The sequence below is a fragment of the Verrucomicrobiia bacterium genome, assembly GCA_035629335.1.
Taxonomy (GTDB): Bacteria; Patescibacteriota; Saccharimonadia; order Saccharimonadales; family Saccharimonadaceae; genus DASUUR01.
Genome location: DASPIB010000007.1, coordinates 102,286 through 117,926, shown reverse-complemented (window position 1 = coordinate 117,926; position 15,641 = coordinate 102,286). Strand labels below are relative to the sequence as shown.

Genomic DNA, 15,641 nt, shown 5'->3' with positions numbered 1-15,641 from the left:
TGAAGCCGTACTAGTAGTACGATAATCATAATTCATCATACATTATTATCTTAACCTTGACTAGTAGTCCCTGTTACTGTTAGTACGGATTCCGTAATCTAGAGGTAATGAGTAGACCAACACAAGAGAGTAAATATCTTGCATCTTTTGGCAAGAGGATAGCGAAGTTGAGACGGGAGCAGGGCATGACACAGGAACAGCTCTCTTCAAAAACAGGTTTAGCGGTTGATTCCATTGGTGCGATCGAACAAGGTCGGCGATGGGCACGGCTAACAACACTGCACAAGCTTGCCGAAGGCTTAAACGTTTCTATAGACGCGCTGTTTAAAGGCCTCTGAATATCGCTTATCAGGCAATGATAAAATGGATATATGCCAGTCGAATTCACAGCAATATCAGGAGACTAAATAATGCAGGTTAAAAAGATGGCTCAAATTGACAAGCATAGCTTGAAGCGTTCTCTAATAACGCACAGAAGAAAAACTACTGTTATATCATTACTTTTTTTGATTATTTTAATCATAATGATTTACATAATTAGTCAACCTGAAAGGTCAGTTGCAAATTTCTGTAAAGTCGCCGTAGAAAATAAATCAAGTTTACAAAGTGGCGCAAATCACGAAGAATCATTGAGTGCATATAGTAAATTAGAAGCCGTTTCTCCTGACGATATTAGACCAGATATAACAACTATCCGTAAAGGTTATGAGATCATCCTTGACGATCCATCCAAAACTTTAGAGACAGGATTTGGAACTATATCTTCTGAAGGCCGCCGGACAGACTATATAAACAAGAATTGTCCAGATTTTTAAAGCGTTTATGCTTATCAAGAAATAATTTTGATTATTTTTCTAGTCTGTTATAATGTCCCTGAACATAATCATTCACAGGGGACATTTAAGGATGAGGCTAAAACTTGTAACTATATCCGTGACCGTAATTGCACTTGCAACTGTATTACTAAATGGTGAAGTAGCTTATGCTGCTGATGCCGCTGCTCAAGCAGAGAATTTCATAAAAGAGATAGTCAAAACTGCCATAGGGATTGTAGGTGCAGTAGCAGTAGCGTTTGTAGTGTATGGGGGCTTTAAATACGTCACCAGCACTGGCAAGCCAGATAAGCTGGAAGAGGCTAAAAGCACATTAAAGTATGCAGGTATTGGGCTGGTAATTGTTTTAGCGGCCTACACACTCGTAGATTTCGTGGCGGGTATCGCCCGCTCGTCATTCGGAGGGTAGCAAGTGTTTCAACATCTCCTTCAGCTAGCAAATGCCGAAGCCGCCACTGAAGCTTCACGATCTGGCGTCTCTCCAGTCTTTAACACCATGTCGGTCATAGCTGGTATTGTTTGTCTTTTGTTTGTAGTCGTTGGCGGTTATTTTTACATAACCAGTAGTGGCAATCCTGAAAAGATAGAACGAGCCAAGAAAACACTTCGTAATTCTTTTATAGGATTTGTTATTGTCTTAGGCGCAACTTCGATAGTTGGGTTAATGCAAAATGCATACCAAGCAAAGCCAGTCCAAGAACAACAAGTTACAGAAAATCCACCAATCAAGCCACACGAGGGTAACGCACTGAAAGATATGGTCAATGCAGCGATTACAGGCTTCGTTAAGTCGTCAGTGGAATCCATAGGAAAAGCCAATCATAGATACCCTCAAGCAGTTCACTAGTGCCACGCCTCTCATGGCGCAAAACGGTGCGGTATTTAATTTATGGATGGTAATAGTGGCCATTGCTGATGTGCTCCTATTGCTCGTCGTTGCGGCACTCGGCTTTAAAATCATGAGCGCCTCCGCACTTGGGCTTGATGAAGTTGATCTTCGGACATTTATGCCACAGCTGGTTATCACGTTTATTGTTGCTAATCTATCCATTTTTATAATCGACGCCGTTATAACCGTCTCAAATGCAATGGTACAAGCTCTCCTTCTAGGCATGTCGAACGAAATCATCTGGACATCAATCCTTGGTATGATCACCTCAGCTTCAACCTTATCGATCGGCATCCTCCTGCTTCTTGCCTTTCTTATAGTATTGACGCTCGTCCTGCTCATCTACTACTTAAAGCGGATTGTCATTTTATACCTAGGTGCTGTATTATCACCGCTGGTCGTACTGCTTTGGCTCTTACCGAGTTTCCGCGACTTCTCTATAGCGGCGGCGAAACGCTACCTCACCGTCATTTTTGTCTTGTTTGTCCATCTGGTTATTTTGATGCTCGCAGTCTCCGTTTTCGCCGGTATCTTCAAGGCGGATAATAATCCGTTTATGTCGGCACTGGTTGGTATTGCCACTATCCTCGTGCTCATTGCCTCTGGTCGAGAAATAGATAAAATGGCCATCATTAGCTCAGGCAATAATTCTCTTAGAAGGCTTGGCGGTACTTTTGTTCGAAGCGCCAGCCATATGGCAGCTACCGCAAAGCAGAATCCAGGATTTATGAGGAATACACCCGACAGTGGTCGCATACCTGCTCCTATGCCTGCTTTTGCAGGGTCGGCTCGGATTATTAGTAATGCCTCTCCGGATACTATCGCTGGCAGCGCAGCTCAGGCATTTAAAAACCGTTCTCAGGAGATGACAATTCAAAAGCCGACTCCTGCCGTAAATATAGCCACCACCCCCATAAGCCCTCCGTCAAACAGCAAGGGTATACGCGAATCAATAAATAAGAGTGACAAAAAGTAATGCGTGTTTCTATTGTCCCCGCTCAAATTACCACTGTCGAAGATAAAATCGTTGGCAATTTAAGTGTCCAACAGTCCGCGCTCATTGGCATTCCGACTCTATTGTCTTTTTTGCTCGCCGTATCTTTCCCGCCATCTGGTCAGGTTGTCGGCTATAAGCTGGTTATTGCAGGAATAGCTTTAGGTACCGGCTGCCTATTAGCTATCCGAATCAGAGATCGAATCATTGCCCAGTGGCTACTGTTACTTGTCAGATATCTGTCTCGTCCGAGGTATTACGTTTACGACAAGAATAGTTTGTACTTACGCTCAAATAAGTTGCTGCTAGTAGCACCTGAGCAACCGAATCCTAATACGGTTTCATCGACAACATTAAAGCTGCAAGAAAAAACTCTCGGAGAAAAAGAGCGAGTACGACTTGAGAGTCTCGCGCATAGTACTGATGCACATTTAAAGTTTGTGGTGGGCAGAAAGGAAGAATGAATGTTCGCATTAAAGAAGTTCGTTAAGAAAGGCTCATCCAGACATCAAATTGCAATTGAAGGGGTTGAAGATGGCATCTTATCACTTCCCAATCGTGAATACAGGGTGATCATTGAAACATCGTCGATTAACTTTCATCTTATGAGCCAGGCGGAGCAGGATGTGACAATTGATATCTATCGGGCATTTCTTAATTCACTATCCTTCCCTATCCAAATCCTTGAACGAGTACGGCAATTAGATATTGATGACTACGATAAAATTTTTGAACAAAAGCAAGCAACTGAGCAGGTGCTGATATATAAGTCGCAAATAGCGAACTACAGGCAATACGTTAAAAGCTTAGTGAAAACCAACAAAATTCTTTCTCGCCGCTTTTATTTGATTATTCCCTATACGGCCAACGGAAAGGAAACCATGGAAGTAGTGCGCGAACAGCTAGTCAACCGTCTAACGATAGTTGAGCGCGGACTTGGCAATGTTGGTATCAAATGCCGTGCCCTCAGTAGCCTTCAAATTCTTGATTTGTTTTACGCTTCGTACAATCCAAAAGAAGCGAAGTTGCAACCGATTACCGAACGAACCTTAGCATTACTTAATCAGAATTACTTTTAGAGGGTAGTTATGAAACTTAAAGTCGTGAATCCACTAAATACGATCAAGCATATAAAACAAACGCGCGCAGACCAAGCTAAAGTCCATACTCTGGATTTTGGCGAACAAGATCCAATGGACTTTATTTCCTATGCTGGTATGGAGGAGGCACCAGATCATTTGGTCATCGATGGACAGTACCGTCGAACGCTATTTCTGGCCGGCTATCCGTTTACGGCTGAAGCCGGTTGGTTAGATTCTCTCACGCATGTAAATCATAATATTGACGTCTCCTATTTTATTGATCAGGCAGATTCCAATGCAGCACTGAAGAAACTTGAAACCAAGATTACACAGCTCGAATCACAAAAACGAGCAAAACTAAAAGACGGCGGCATAATCGGTGCTGAAATAATTGATCCACTCGAAGCAGCCGAGGAGTTACGGAATGCTATCCGCCGTGGACAGCAGCGCTTATTCCACGTGTCTATTTACGCCACAATACTAGCCGACACTCTCGATGATCTAAATGACCTTACCGACATGCTCAAGTCTGCTCTCAGCGCGCGACTGTTTATTGTTAAAACTGCGCAGTATCAGCAAGTCGAAGGATTGCAGTCGACCTTACCGCGAGCTGAAGATGCCTTAAAACAAAAACGGAACCTCGACAGCGACACGGCCGCCCTCACTTTCCCGTTCGTGTCATCCGAATTAGTCCAACCGAACGGCATCCTCTATGGTGTCAATAAGTCAAATAACTCGCTGGTCATTATTGACCGCTTTTCCCTTCATAACGCGAACAGTATTACTTTCGCTACATCTGGTAGTGGCAAAAGCTATACGAGTAAGGTTGAGATTCTGCGTCAATTGATGCAAGGCACAAAAGTAATCGTGATCGATCCGGAACGAGAGTATGAAAACTTAGCCCATTCAGTCAATGGAACATATATCAAGCTCTCCCCTGACTCAGCACAGAAGTTGAATCCATTCGATATGGCCACCACTTCACGAAATAAGGAAGACATCTCTGCTCACGCCCAAGATTTGATTGATGTCATCGCCCTGATGGTTGATGGTTTAGACGCTGCCGAAAAGGCTGCGCTAGATAAAGCGATATTGGTCGTGTATAAGAAAGTAAAGTTTCCGAAACTGCAAAACTTATTTGATGAACTGAAGAAACAAAAAGAAACCAGCCTTTGTAAGCGCCTGGAGCGCTTTGTTACCGGAACACTGGCAGACGTATTTAATTGCCAGACCAACATCGCACTCGATAATCGTCTAGTGGTATTCGACATCAAAGATTTACCCGAATCAATGCGAAAGATCATGATGATGATCGTTGCTAACTTTGTACAGAACACCGTCAAACTGCGACCGGAACGACGACTCCTAGTAATTGATGAAGGCTGGTTACTATTGCAGCACCATGAGAGTTCGCGTTTTCTCGCTGGACTTGTTCGGCGGGCACGGAAGTATTACTTAGGTGTATCAATCATATCGCAGCACCCCAATGACTTTCTGGCCAATCCTGATGGTCAGGCGATTGCCGCTCAAAGTTCACTGCGAATTTTGATGCACCAGGACGAAACCACCATAGAACAAGTCGCCCGAGAGTTCCGGCTCAGTGACTTTGAAAAAGATCTATTGGTTTCTGCGAGCCGCGGCGATGCGCTCATTATTGCCGATCAGCATCATGTTTCACTGCAAGTAACCGCTTCTGAAGCTGAGCATCCGCTTATTACCACGAACCCACTTGAAGTGCACCGTCAGGAGTCATAGCTAGTGCAGTTTGCGAGAATCGGCTCTATTGCCTGGTCCTTTCGCCGAGAACTGAGCGCTTCATTCGGTGTAATGGCAGTGCTTGTCCTACTACCTATCTTCGCCACCCTTGGCTTACTTAATAATAATTCCCGGGCTGTATCTGACGCTATCATCTCAGTAAATCCCGTCACACATAAGGTTGAAGTACGGGGGCCAAGTGGAAAAGTAATAGCAGTTATTGATGCGACGACCACCTGGCCGATGCGAGGTGTTATTACCCAGGAATTTGGTGTACCGAATCTACCATATCAGAAAGCGCACTCAGGCATAGACATCGATGGTGGATTAGGGAAACCGATCAGTGCGGTTATGGCTGGCACGGTGAGTCACGCTGGTGGCAATTCAGAATCTTGCGGCAGCCACTGCGTGCATGTTGATCACGGGCACAATATTACTTCCGTTTACGCTCATATGCGGTCACATTTTGTGAAGGTCGGGCAGAAAGTGAAACCGGGAGATGCGTTAGGCGAGCAGGGTGAAGAAGGTTGGGCGGATGGCGATCACCTCCATTTTGAAATTCGCGTTGGCGGTATTCCCGTCAATCCACGATCCTTTTTGATTGGCAATCCCCAGCCTGAGGTGCGCGAATGATAGAATTCACAAGAACACTAGGCAGCCAAGAGACAATCATTTTTTACGCTCTCATCGGGGCGTTCGTCTGCCTCGGTGTTTTCGGATTTGCGCTTTGGGTACGGCTATCTGATCTAAAACGAATATTTAGCCAGAAAAAGGTATTTATCGAAGTCACACCACCACGTACGGTTAGTAAATCACCTGAAGCCATGGAGCAATTATTTAATTTGGTGAGCACACTGAGCTCAACGAAGCGTTTCCGTCACCGTGTCTTGCGCCGTAATACCGTTTTCTCACTTGAGATAATCGCCAGTAAATCGAATGGTATTCGTTATGTTATTGGCACAAGTGAGCGGGAGGCGGCTGCGATTGAGCGTAGCATTCTCGCCTACCTGAGTGATGCGAAGCTTTCACGTATTGATGATCCACTGCAAAAACGCGGTCAGCATACTCTAGTTAAAGAGTTTAAACAAACAAAACACTATGCACTGCCGATTCGAACTATCGACTCCTTTGAAAAACACGATCCAATTGCCTTTATTGCAACTTCGATGAACGAACTGGCTGAGGGTGAACAAATGGCTCTGCAGCTTGTGATTGCTCCAGCTCGGATTCGCAATATGGCGGCAATTGTCCAGCGCTATTTTGAATTTTATAAAGTTTCGGAAGCGACACACAATAAAGGCTATGGCATGCTGTTTCGTACAGACTTACGCGTACGAGTCGTGGCGCAATCTCCTCAGAGTAAAATAAGGCACATGCACGCAATCGAATCAACTATGCGTGCTTTTGACATCCCCAAAGTCCAAACCCTGAAAGCCCGTTATAATTTTCCCGAGAATATTCGCGGCCAGTACCGGGAATGGTGCTTCGTGCATCGAATGCCAGCTATAATCCACAAGAATTCCAATATATTCTCATCCTTGGAACTTGCGAATATCTATCACTTCCCTGCTAACCAAAACCGAACCGAAAACATCAATAAGTCACTGAGCCGAACACTGCCCGCACCATTATCGCTTCGCGGTACGAACGACTTCAGTGTTATTCTCGGTCAGACAAATCATTTCGGTGAGAAATATAAAATAGGCCTGACAACTGAAGAACGAGCACGTCACGCACTTTACATCGGAAAAACTGGCAGCGGTAAAACGACCATGCTGGAGTATGAGATTATTCAGGATATTAACAATGGTCATGGCGTTATTTTTATTGACCCACACGGCGATGCGGCAGAAGATATCCTGAAGCGAATTCCCGAAAGTAGAATTGACGATGTCATTTATTTTAACCCCGATGATATCGACTATCCAGTTGCGCTCAATATGCTCGAGATTCCGGAAGAAGTAACCGGCAATGAATTACTGCGCCAGAAAGATTTAGTTACTGAAACCCTTATTACGGTATTCCGTAAAGTCTTCTCCGACGGCGACGATAGCGGCAGCAGAGTGGAAGCAGCCTTACGGAATACAATCCAGACAGCATTAACATTAAAAGATCCGACAATCTTTACTCTCTACAAGCTTATTAACGATCCAGTATTTCGAAAGAAAGCTGTCTTGAAACTTGAAGACCAAAATCTACGCGATTACTGGGTGCACGAAGTTGGCGCAGCGGGTGCAATGCAGCGCGTTAAAATGATGCAAGGTGTGACAACAAAACTGAGCCGGTTTATCTTTGCTCCTTACGCTGAACGTATTATGAACTATCCAAAGTCTTCCATCGATTTCAATGACGTGCTGGCATCAAAAAAGATACTGATCTGCAATCTTGCAAAAGGTAAAATTGGCGAAGATACATCGCAACTATTTGGCGTAATGCTACTTGCAAAAATACAAATGGCAGCTCTCGCACGGGCGAATATGAAGAAGGAAGATAGGACACCGGTCTATATCTATATCGATGAATTCCAAAACTTTGCTACTCCATCATTTGTTGAGATGCTCGCCGAAGCTCGTAAGTACGGCATCAGCATGAATATGGCGCAGCAAACACTCTCCCAGCAGCACGATGAAAAAATGATCAGCACTATCGTGGCAAACTCAGGCACTATTGTGCTATTTCAGACAGCGAGCTTAGATGATCGCCGACACCTCGGTCACTTATTTGAGCCAAGTATTGATATTAGTGAAATACAAAACTTACCGGCGTTTAATTTCTACGTTCGACTTAATGCTATAAAATCTCAGGAGCCGGTATCGGGTCAAACAATACAGCTTGATGGAAGCGGTGAACTCCAGACAGCTAAGAAAATCATTCTTTCTTCGCGGGAGCGCTATGGCCGTAAGTACGAGATTACTAAGTAATCCGAAGTTAAACTCGAAAACTATCAAATCTCGATCGCTATTCCAGAGATAATCATAGAACTCTATTTTTGTACTCGAAAAGGTTGAATGTTTCACCTCCTTGATGACAAAACAGTGAGTACATTCTAGCATGGAGAAGAGATGAGTATTTTAGAAGAGATCGAGATTAAAAAAGACGACAAAGGCGTCGTCGGTTTTTACGCCCCTCGTAAATATTACATGATTGAAGGAATCTTTGATAACTTAGGAGAATTCCATGCTATCTGGGAGGACGCGATTGCAGCAATTGAGAATAATACACCCTGGGAAGTACACGGTGATGAACACTCTGTAGTGTTCAAAGGGGAAGAAGTCATTTTTTCTTCTCAATTTAGAAACGATGAAACAGTACGCCTTCCAAAAACTGAAGCTAAAGAACTATTTGAAAAATATTTGAGTCTTTCTAAAGATTAATTAGCAATAGACTAAGCTCCTGAATATGCTTTTAATTTGAGAAGATCTTCGTTAAATAGTTGGAATATCTCCCATTCTCCAGCGAAAGGAATGCAGCTTATACAGGATTGCGGGTGCAGAGATTTTTTACCGTTGCCCTCAAGCGTGAGTTGGGTGTATGCTCTGTGAAAATGTTGCTGCTCTTAATAGACCTACGAACAAGTTAGATATTCCAGCGATTGCCTCGTGGCTGCATGAGCGTGTCGAAAAAGAGTCAAGTATCAAACAGCCTCAGAGGTACCGGACGTCGTTTCGTTGATCTGCCTGTCATATACTCCTCGCTCTTCGAACTTCATGCTTACCACTCCAAGATTGTCGAATCAACAATCTATCTATCATCAACCAATGCTTAGGCCTCGCAATGGGGCGGCGTGCGTGCTAATATAAATCTTGGTAATTGAGTGCTATCTTTATTTGGAGCAGCTATGTCCCTTCCCCGGGAATATCAAGAACTGGCTAAGATGTTTGGTGTCACCCGAAAGGCTGGCCAAACCGATGAAGAGTTTATGCGATGGCTTGACAATCTTCGCGGCCACACTGGACTCCTCAGGAAAGCTACCGAGTGGCAGGTTCCAATTACTAATGGAATGACAAGCGCGGATCTAAGAGAAGCAATTCAGCAGCAGTTGCTAGAGTTGCTTAAGGAGCGTGGCTTTGCTCCTAAGGTTAAGGTAAAACTGCCTAATACCAATAATCCAGAACGAATTGTCGAAATCCGAGAAATTGATGTCAAGTCCGGAAAAAACCCAGGAATCACCGTTAAGTTTTGGACAATTAGTCCTTGGACAAAAGCCGATAATCGCGGGCGCGCAAACCATGAACCCGCCGAAGTTGTGCTTAAGACTGGCACCGTTCTTAGTTAAAGTCAGCCTCTAAAAGCTGTATAGCACCATCCCCAATTATTCATTATTCGGAATCATTAAAGTCCGATGTTGAGTAGGAGGGGTTTATTTTTTTAAAATATCCTTAACGACGACGTCGAGTATATCGGCACGCTATACGACAAATTTGATGAAGAAAGTCTGGAGATCAGAGATGCCGGACCAACCGGTGTGCTAGGTAAGCTAGCCGATGCCCGGGAAGTACTCCAATTGGCGAAGCTCACAGGTATAGCCCTAACCAAATTGAAGATAAACGAGCATAAAAATTTAATGAACGGGGCGGCTTTGATGATAGAGCTTCCTTAGAAAGACGGACGAAGCCTAACTTTCCTTGAATTCTGCATCCAACTTCACGACCTATATATGCCTTCTAGCTCACGCAGCTGTGACCAGCTATGCAATTATATAAGAGGAACTTCGCTATTGTGCATGCCTTTCTTTTCTATCCAGCTTTCATTTGTTAAATGGTCGAATCCTCTCTCTCCAGCCAAGATTACTTCAACAGCGGAAAGAAGTCCAAAATTTAGGCTTCTTTTTGTTTTACATGATTTTGCCATCTTCAAAGATTTGGAATCGGTTCGGATCTTTGTTGCTAATAACCAAAAGCTCTACACGCAACACAGGCGGCCGGATTTATCCTAATCTTCAAGCCCACTGTTCGGTATTTTGAGAATGGCAAAGAAACCATTAAAGGTAACGTTGACGCCGAACTTGTACTCCATGCTGCTGCAATTGAGTACCCAAATTATGACAAAGCAATTATTGTCAGCGGCGACGGGGATTTCGCTTGCCTTATAGATTTTCTCGAAGAAAATAACAAGCTGCTCCACGTTTTTACGCCTAATAGTAAATACTCTAAGCTATTGCGGCCCTATTCTAAATATATTGTAGAGCTTAGTCAGCTAAAATCATCTCTTGAATATCAAAAGACCGGCATCGGCGGTCGGTCGAAACCTTAGGCCTATCCGGTCATGGTGATGTCGCCATTATAGCAGGTATCATTACATATTGTCAAATATCAATAATTATTTCTTGGTAGGTAGAAATGTCAGGTTCAATACATGTGTATTCCATTGCTTACTGTATATCAGAGTGCGATCCAAACGATTTAACGCGCTCAGCCGTTCTAACGATTTTAGCGTTTTATAATGTAATTAGACTTTACAGATAATACGGATATTTTGTATAGTGTAGTTATGTATATAACAAGAAAAGTAGAAACAGAACTGTCAAAACTCCTAGAAGACGATAAAATCGTGATTCTTCTTGGGGCGAGACAAGTCGGGAAAACAACTCTCACGGAGCCATTTGTTCGAGAAAGGGGAGGTGTTTCACTTAATTGCGACATCGAGATAGACCGGGCGCGTATTCTTGCAGCTGGTTCTTTAAGCCCCGCTGATGCCATGGCCTCCTTAGGAAACCCGTCGCTAATCGTGATTGATGAGGCACAAAACCTGCCCGAAGTGGGACGAATCGTTAAGGGTTGGTATGATGCTAAAGTCAGAGCAAAGATCGTATTGCTTGGGTCTTCGAGCCTAGATCTATTAGACCAAACTGCTGAGCCCTTGACTGGCAGAAACGAAAAGCTTCATCTTACCCCGCTCCTTTTCTCAGAAGTTATTCGGAACCAATCTTGGTATTCGCCCCAGTTCACGGCAAAACACCTTCAAGAGCATTTCTCGAGCCAAATTATGGCTCTAATGTTGCAACAGATGACATTCGGAAGCTATCCCGAGGCGATCAAGAGTCTCGACAAGGAGCGCTATTTACTTAACCTGACTTCCGACTATTTGCTGCGTGACGTGCTGCAAAGCGGCCTTATTAAGTCCCCTGACCCTATTCGACGACTACTCCTTCTACTTGCTCAGAGGATTGGTAGTGAGGTGAGCATAAACACACTTGCGAGTGATCTTAATATCGCTCGTCCAACAGTAGAAAATTACATTGAACTACTTGAGCGATCGTATGTTATTTTCAGAGTGAATCCATATAGTACAAATCGGGCCAAGGAGATTACGAAAAGCTCCAAAATTTACTTCTGGGACATGGGTATTCGCAATGCTCTTTTGAAGGATTTTGCCGTAACACCTACTAGGCAGGATATTGGTGACCTATTCGAGAACTGGGTCGTAATTGAAATTGCCAAGCATAATCTTATGCTGAATAATGGCCGCCTCGACGTGCTGTTTTGGCGCAACACCGATAAGCGAGAGGTGGATATAATTTTGCGTGGGACCAACACCTTAAAAGCTTACGAAACAAAATGGAACAAGGCGAATGCTACTCCATCAACAAAGGCGTTTACAAGTGCGTATGGTGTACCAGTTGAAGTGGTGACAAAGGATACGATACTACCTTTACTTTGGGAGGATGAGAAGTAATGAATTACCCCGGACGTTAGTGCATCCGGGGGTAATCCGTCTAAGTGGGCTTTCAGGCATTGCGCAGTTACTGTCAGCGACGGGTCTGCACGCAGGCGACCGCAACAAACATCATCCCCACGCTGACAATATAAAATTACAGATCAATTATTCCCTTTCTCGTCCCGCACACTCGAACTAGCACTAGCCGGTGCTGGTCGTGATGCAGGGATACGAAAAGAAGTTTTTCAGTCAGCATCTTACGGGATATTTTTGTTGTTCGGTTTATTAAAGATGGCGGCCGAGACGAGGATGCGTTTGAAAAGATCGGCCTTAGTAAACAAGCTATGATGATGCACGGAAAAAATATAGCCGTTTAACAAAGGCGGCGCTGTAGTGATAGCTGACACGTTCTTTTTAGACAATAATGTCTGGAACAACTTGATCGAATCTAATCAGTTTACCGAGGAGCAGCTGGGGCAAGCCCGGCAGAGCTTGGTTGAAGGTGTCCAACAGAGAGAATGGGAAGTAGTATGCAGCTTGCCAGTGTTGCAAGAGGCCATGAGAACGCACCGAGAGAATCCACTGAAGTATGAGGCCATGAAGAAGCTGATTTTTGATGTCGTTGGCAATAAATGGCTTTTTCCCCTCAATGAACGGTACGTCGCTGAGTTATATAACGGGGGTAGATTGCCGCACACTACAAGATACATCAGCCGCGACAAACGCCGGCAGATAGAGCGTTTAGTCAACAGTAAAAAAGATATTTTCGACATTGGCGAAGCCGCTTATAAAGAAGGTTTGACATTCAAAAGGAGCAAGAAGCTTTAAGAAAAAAGTCTATACCGATCTAGGCTCTGTCGATGGTAGACCGCCGAAAAAAACTGCGCAGGCATATAAGAAATGGTTCGCAGATTCAGACAGCCGCGACCTTGAGGGTTGGGTTTAAAGTACTTGAAGGGGGAGTGAAGAGAAAGATATTTCCCATTTCAAAAATCCGAGACTTCCGGCCGTCATACTCGAACAGTCCGTCTGCTTGGCGTAGATTTTCGTCAAGCTAAGGTACTGCTGAACTTAGGGCACAAACGATCGATCAAAGACTCTGACCCTGTTGACGCTGATATTTACGGCTGCAGCCCCTATTACGATTTGCTGGTGACCGAAGACGGTCAATTTAGAGACGCTATCGAAATGGTTAATAGTGGGAAGTTCCGCGTGTACGGCTTCAAGCAGCTTATGGGAATGCTTGGGGTAAATAGTTTAGATTAATTATTTTGCGTCGTTTTTGCAAAAAAATCTAAAACTTTTGAAGAGTATAATTAGGAGTAAGGGTGTGAGAGAAACAAAACAAAAGGAAGATCATGAGTTGGGAAATAGAATATTACAAAACAAGCACCGGTAATGAAGTTGTTAAAGATTTTATTGATAAGTTGCCAAAAATACCAAGTACAAAGCTTGGACGACAATTAGACCTTCTAGAAGAATTCGGTAGTGATCTTGGCATGCCTCATGTAAAATCACTAGGAGATGGGCTCCTGGAGCTTCGTGTTCGAGGCAAACAAGAGGTAAGAGTATTCTATGCGTTTGTAGTCGGGCGGAAGATCATTCTACTACATGGATTCATTAAAAAGACCCAGGAAACGCCTAAAAAAGAGCTAGATATTGCTCGAAGGAGGCAGTCAGAAGTGATGTAATGTAACTTTTATGTTGCATTACATGTTGACATAGTGTAACTTATAAGTTACACTTCAATCAGGAGAAGTGATTATGACAACCTGGAAAGAACACAAGAAAGAACTACTCAAAGACCCTGAGTACAAAGCAGCGTATGATGCCCTTGAGCCCGAGTATCAGCTTGCACGCGAGATCATCAAAGCACGCCTCAGCAAGAAGCTTACACAGACGGAACTTGCAGAGCGTGCAGGCGTGAGCCGTATGGTTGTCGCACGAATTGAGAGCGGCACCTCAAACCCAACGCTTGAAACTGTCAGCAAAGTTGCGAGCGCGCTTGGCAAGGAGCTGAAGCTCGTTGGCACTCACTAGAGCTGCATGATAAGATAAAAACGCTACGGTACGTTAATGACCACTAAAAGCGAAGTGGCAATAGCCGTAACAGGCGGTTATTTTTGTCTCTAAAACCACCGTATTTAGGACACCAAAGGCCTTATAAAGTGAAAACCCCGCTATCTGCGAGGCTCTCACTGAGCATTTCACGCAGACAACGGGATGCCTCGGGGTCGTTCCGGAGGACTCGATTCAGCGCCTGTAACGCTCTCTTCCGCTGGAGCCAGCGGAATTCTTCGCCACCAAGCGTTTGATGTGGGGATCGATGCCCCGGATGGAGAGGAATGCGTCATCGTTAAAGATGGGCACATGGAGCGCCGGGCTGCCCTTCCTGTCTTCACTCTCGTACTTCGACAAGTAGAGTAGGGTGTGGTGACCCACATCACTCTTGCGGGGGTCAAGCTTTCCGTTCGCCTCCACAATGATATGAAGGGGGGGACGCTCATTTTCCAGACCAAACATCCCCGTGACGCACACAACTCGGCCAAATTGCAAGAAAGAAAAGTCGTGATAGTGGGTAGGAACACCCCCCTGGTTCATGTAGCCCTTCAGCCATGTGATGTACTCGTCAAGAACTGCGGATCTGAAATTCCCGTACATGCTTACTCCGTTCGTAGAGATACAATTTCATAATACTACATATATCTGAAATTCGTCAAGATCTTCTATGCTATTTGTCTCAAAAACCTTCGTTTTATAGACATATCTCATATATCATCCATCTAAAATTGCCTTCTCCTTAAATGTTTGTCCATAAACTCGTCTATAAAACAATATCCATAAACTTTACATTTATATGAGCTTTGAGGTATATGATATTGGTTACGCCCGTCTCGACTATCGATCAAGCATTAGATTTACAAAATGAGGCGCTCTTAAAAGCAGGCTGCGAGAAAGTATTCAGTGGCACAGCTAGTGGGTCTAAAGTTGATCGCAAAGGACTAGCCAAAGCGCTTGATCACTTACGCGAGGAGATGCCGGTCGTATGGCGGTTAGACCAATTGGGTCGCTTTAAGCAGCTTATTGAGCTAACAAACAACCTACTGATCGAGGAATAGTTTTATGATTATGCCACTAACGTCAGGGGGTTTGATGACTGCCGCGGATATTAAAGACCGCCTGCAGGAGATGGCCAAGAAAAATGGCATTACTATTGGTGATCTTATGCGAATGTCGGCAATGCAAATTCTAAACAAAGGAATCACTATTGAGCCGACCCCAGAGCCGTCTGGCTATCTGATGAATGCAATCCGAGAGAGTGAAAAGGATTTGACTGAGGGTAACACCACTAGCGTCAAGTCTACCGACGAACTTACTAATCACTTTCAAAAATTAAAGCGATAGCCGGATGCAGTTAGAGTTTTCAAAAG

Annotated in this window: 18 protein-coding genes and 1 pseudogene; 18 read left to right on the top strand and 1 reads right to left on the bottom strand. The window is 44.2% G+C overall.

The window, feature by feature from the left end; genetic code table 11:
• Window positions 1-107: 107 nt before the first annotated feature.
• From VD907_06445 to VD907_06370, 16 genes are all read left to right on the top strand, one after another.
• A complete protein-coding gene (locus VD907_06445; protein ID HYG84485.1) occupies window positions 108-338 on the top strand; it encodes a helix-turn-helix transcriptional regulator in 231 nt (76 codons plus the stop codon).
• An 87-nt stretch (window positions 339-425) separates the two neighbouring features.
• Complete coding sequence (locus tag VD907_06440; GenBank protein ID HYG84484.1) at window positions 426-815, top strand: hypothetical protein; 390 nt, start codon at window positions 426-428, stop codon at window positions 813-815.
• 118 nt (window positions 816-933) lie between these two features.
• A complete protein-coding gene (locus VD907_06435; GenBank protein HYG84483.1) occupies window positions 934-1,242 on the top strand; it encodes a TrbC/VirB2 family protein in 309 nt (102 codons plus the stop codon).
• A 3-nt stretch (window positions 1,243-1,245) separates the two neighbouring features.
• Window positions 1,246-1,680: a pilin gene (locus VD907_06430; GenBank protein HYG84482.1), complete on the top strand. Its 435-nt coding sequence runs from the start codon at window positions 1,246-1,248 to the stop codon at window positions 1,678-1,680.
• Window positions 1,681-1,693: 13 nt separating this feature from the next.
• Window positions 1,694-2,698 carry a hypothetical protein gene (locus VD907_06425; GenBank protein HYG84481.1) on the top strand — a complete coding sequence of 335 codons (1,005 nt, stop codon included), beginning with the start codon at window positions 1,694-1,696 and terminating at the stop codon, window positions 2,696-2,698.
• A complete protein-coding gene (locus VD907_06420) occupies window positions 2,698-3,180 on the top strand; it encodes a hypothetical protein (protein HYG84480.1) in 483 nt (160 codons plus the stop codon). The genes VD907_06425 and VD907_06420 overlap by 1 nt, the downstream gene beginning before the upstream one ends.
• On the top strand, window positions 3,181-3,795 hold the full coding sequence (locus tag VD907_06415) for a hypothetical protein (protein HYG84479.1): 615 nt from the start codon (window positions 3,181-3,183) through the stop codon (window positions 3,793-3,795).
• Between the two features lie 9 nt (window positions 3,796-3,804).
• Window positions 3,805-5,553 (top strand): ATP-binding protein, encoded by a 1,749-nt coding sequence (locus tag VD907_06410; protein ID HYG84478.1) that lies wholly within the window; start codon window positions 3,805-3,807, stop codon window positions 5,551-5,553.
• 72 nt (window positions 5,554-5,625) lie between these two features.
• Window positions 5,626-6,186 carry a M23 family metallopeptidase gene (locus VD907_06405; protein HYG84477.1) on the top strand — a complete coding sequence of 187 codons (561 nt, stop codon included), beginning with the start codon at window positions 5,626-5,628 and terminating at the stop codon, window positions 6,184-6,186.
• Window positions 6,183-8,474: a TraM recognition domain-containing protein gene (locus VD907_06400; protein ID HYG84476.1), complete on the top strand. Its 2,292-nt coding sequence runs from the start codon at window positions 6,183-6,185 to the stop codon at window positions 8,472-8,474. Before VD907_06405 ends, VD907_06400 begins: the two co-directional genes overlap by 4 nt.
• 141 nt (window positions 8,475-8,615) lie before the next feature.
• Entirely contained in the window at window positions 8,616-8,927 is a 312-nt protein-coding gene (locus VD907_06395) for a hypothetical protein (protein ID HYG84475.1), read from the top strand.
• A 464-nt stretch (window positions 8,928-9,391) separates the two neighbouring features.
• Window positions 9,392-9,829, top strand: a complete 438-nt coding sequence (locus tag VD907_06390) for a hypothetical protein (GenBank protein ID HYG84474.1) — start codon at window positions 9,392-9,394, stop codon at window positions 9,827-9,829.
• Window positions 9,830-11,043: 1,214 nt separating this feature from the next.
• Entirely contained in the window at window positions 11,044-12,228 is a 1,185-nt protein-coding gene (locus VD907_06385) for an ATP-binding protein (protein HYG84473.1), read from the top strand.
• Between the two features lie 375 nt (window positions 12,229-12,603).
• On the top strand, window positions 12,604-13,038 hold the full coding sequence (locus VD907_06380) for a hypothetical protein (protein ID HYG84472.1): 435 nt from the start codon (window positions 12,604-12,606) through the stop codon (window positions 13,036-13,038).
• A gap of 530 nt (window positions 13,039-13,568) precedes the next feature.
• Entirely contained in the window at window positions 13,569-13,901 is a 333-nt protein-coding gene (locus VD907_06375; GenBank protein HYG84471.1) for a type II toxin-antitoxin system RelE/ParE family toxin, read from the top strand.
• A 73-nt stretch (window positions 13,902-13,974) separates the two neighbouring features.
• Window positions 13,975-14,250 carry a helix-turn-helix transcriptional regulator gene (locus tag VD907_06370; GenBank protein HYG84470.1) on the top strand — a complete coding sequence of 92 codons (276 nt, stop codon included), beginning with the start codon at window positions 13,975-13,977 and terminating at the stop codon, window positions 14,248-14,250.
• 213 nt (window positions 14,251-14,463) lie between these two features.
• Here VD907_06370 and VD907_06365 read toward each other — a convergent pair whose 3' ends face one another.
• The gene (locus tag VD907_06365; protein HYG84469.1) at window positions 14,464-14,871 is read right to left on the bottom strand and encodes a hypothetical protein; all 408 of its coding nucleotides are present in this window, start codon (window positions 14,869-14,871) and stop codon (window positions 14,464-14,466) included.
• 212 nt (window positions 14,872-15,083) lie between these two features.
• Between VD907_06365 and VD907_06360 the strand changes: the two are divergent.
• Both VD907_06360 and VD907_06355 read left to right on the top strand, forming a co-directional pair.
• A pseudogene (locus VD907_06360) lies at window positions 15,084-15,314 on the top strand (recombinase family protein).
• A 25-nt stretch (window positions 15,315-15,339) separates the two neighbouring features.
• Window positions 15,340-15,615, top strand: a complete 276-nt coding sequence (locus tag VD907_06355) for a hypothetical protein (protein ID HYG84468.1) — start codon at window positions 15,340-15,342, stop codon at window positions 15,613-15,615.
• Window positions 15,616-15,641 lie beyond the last annotated feature (26 nt).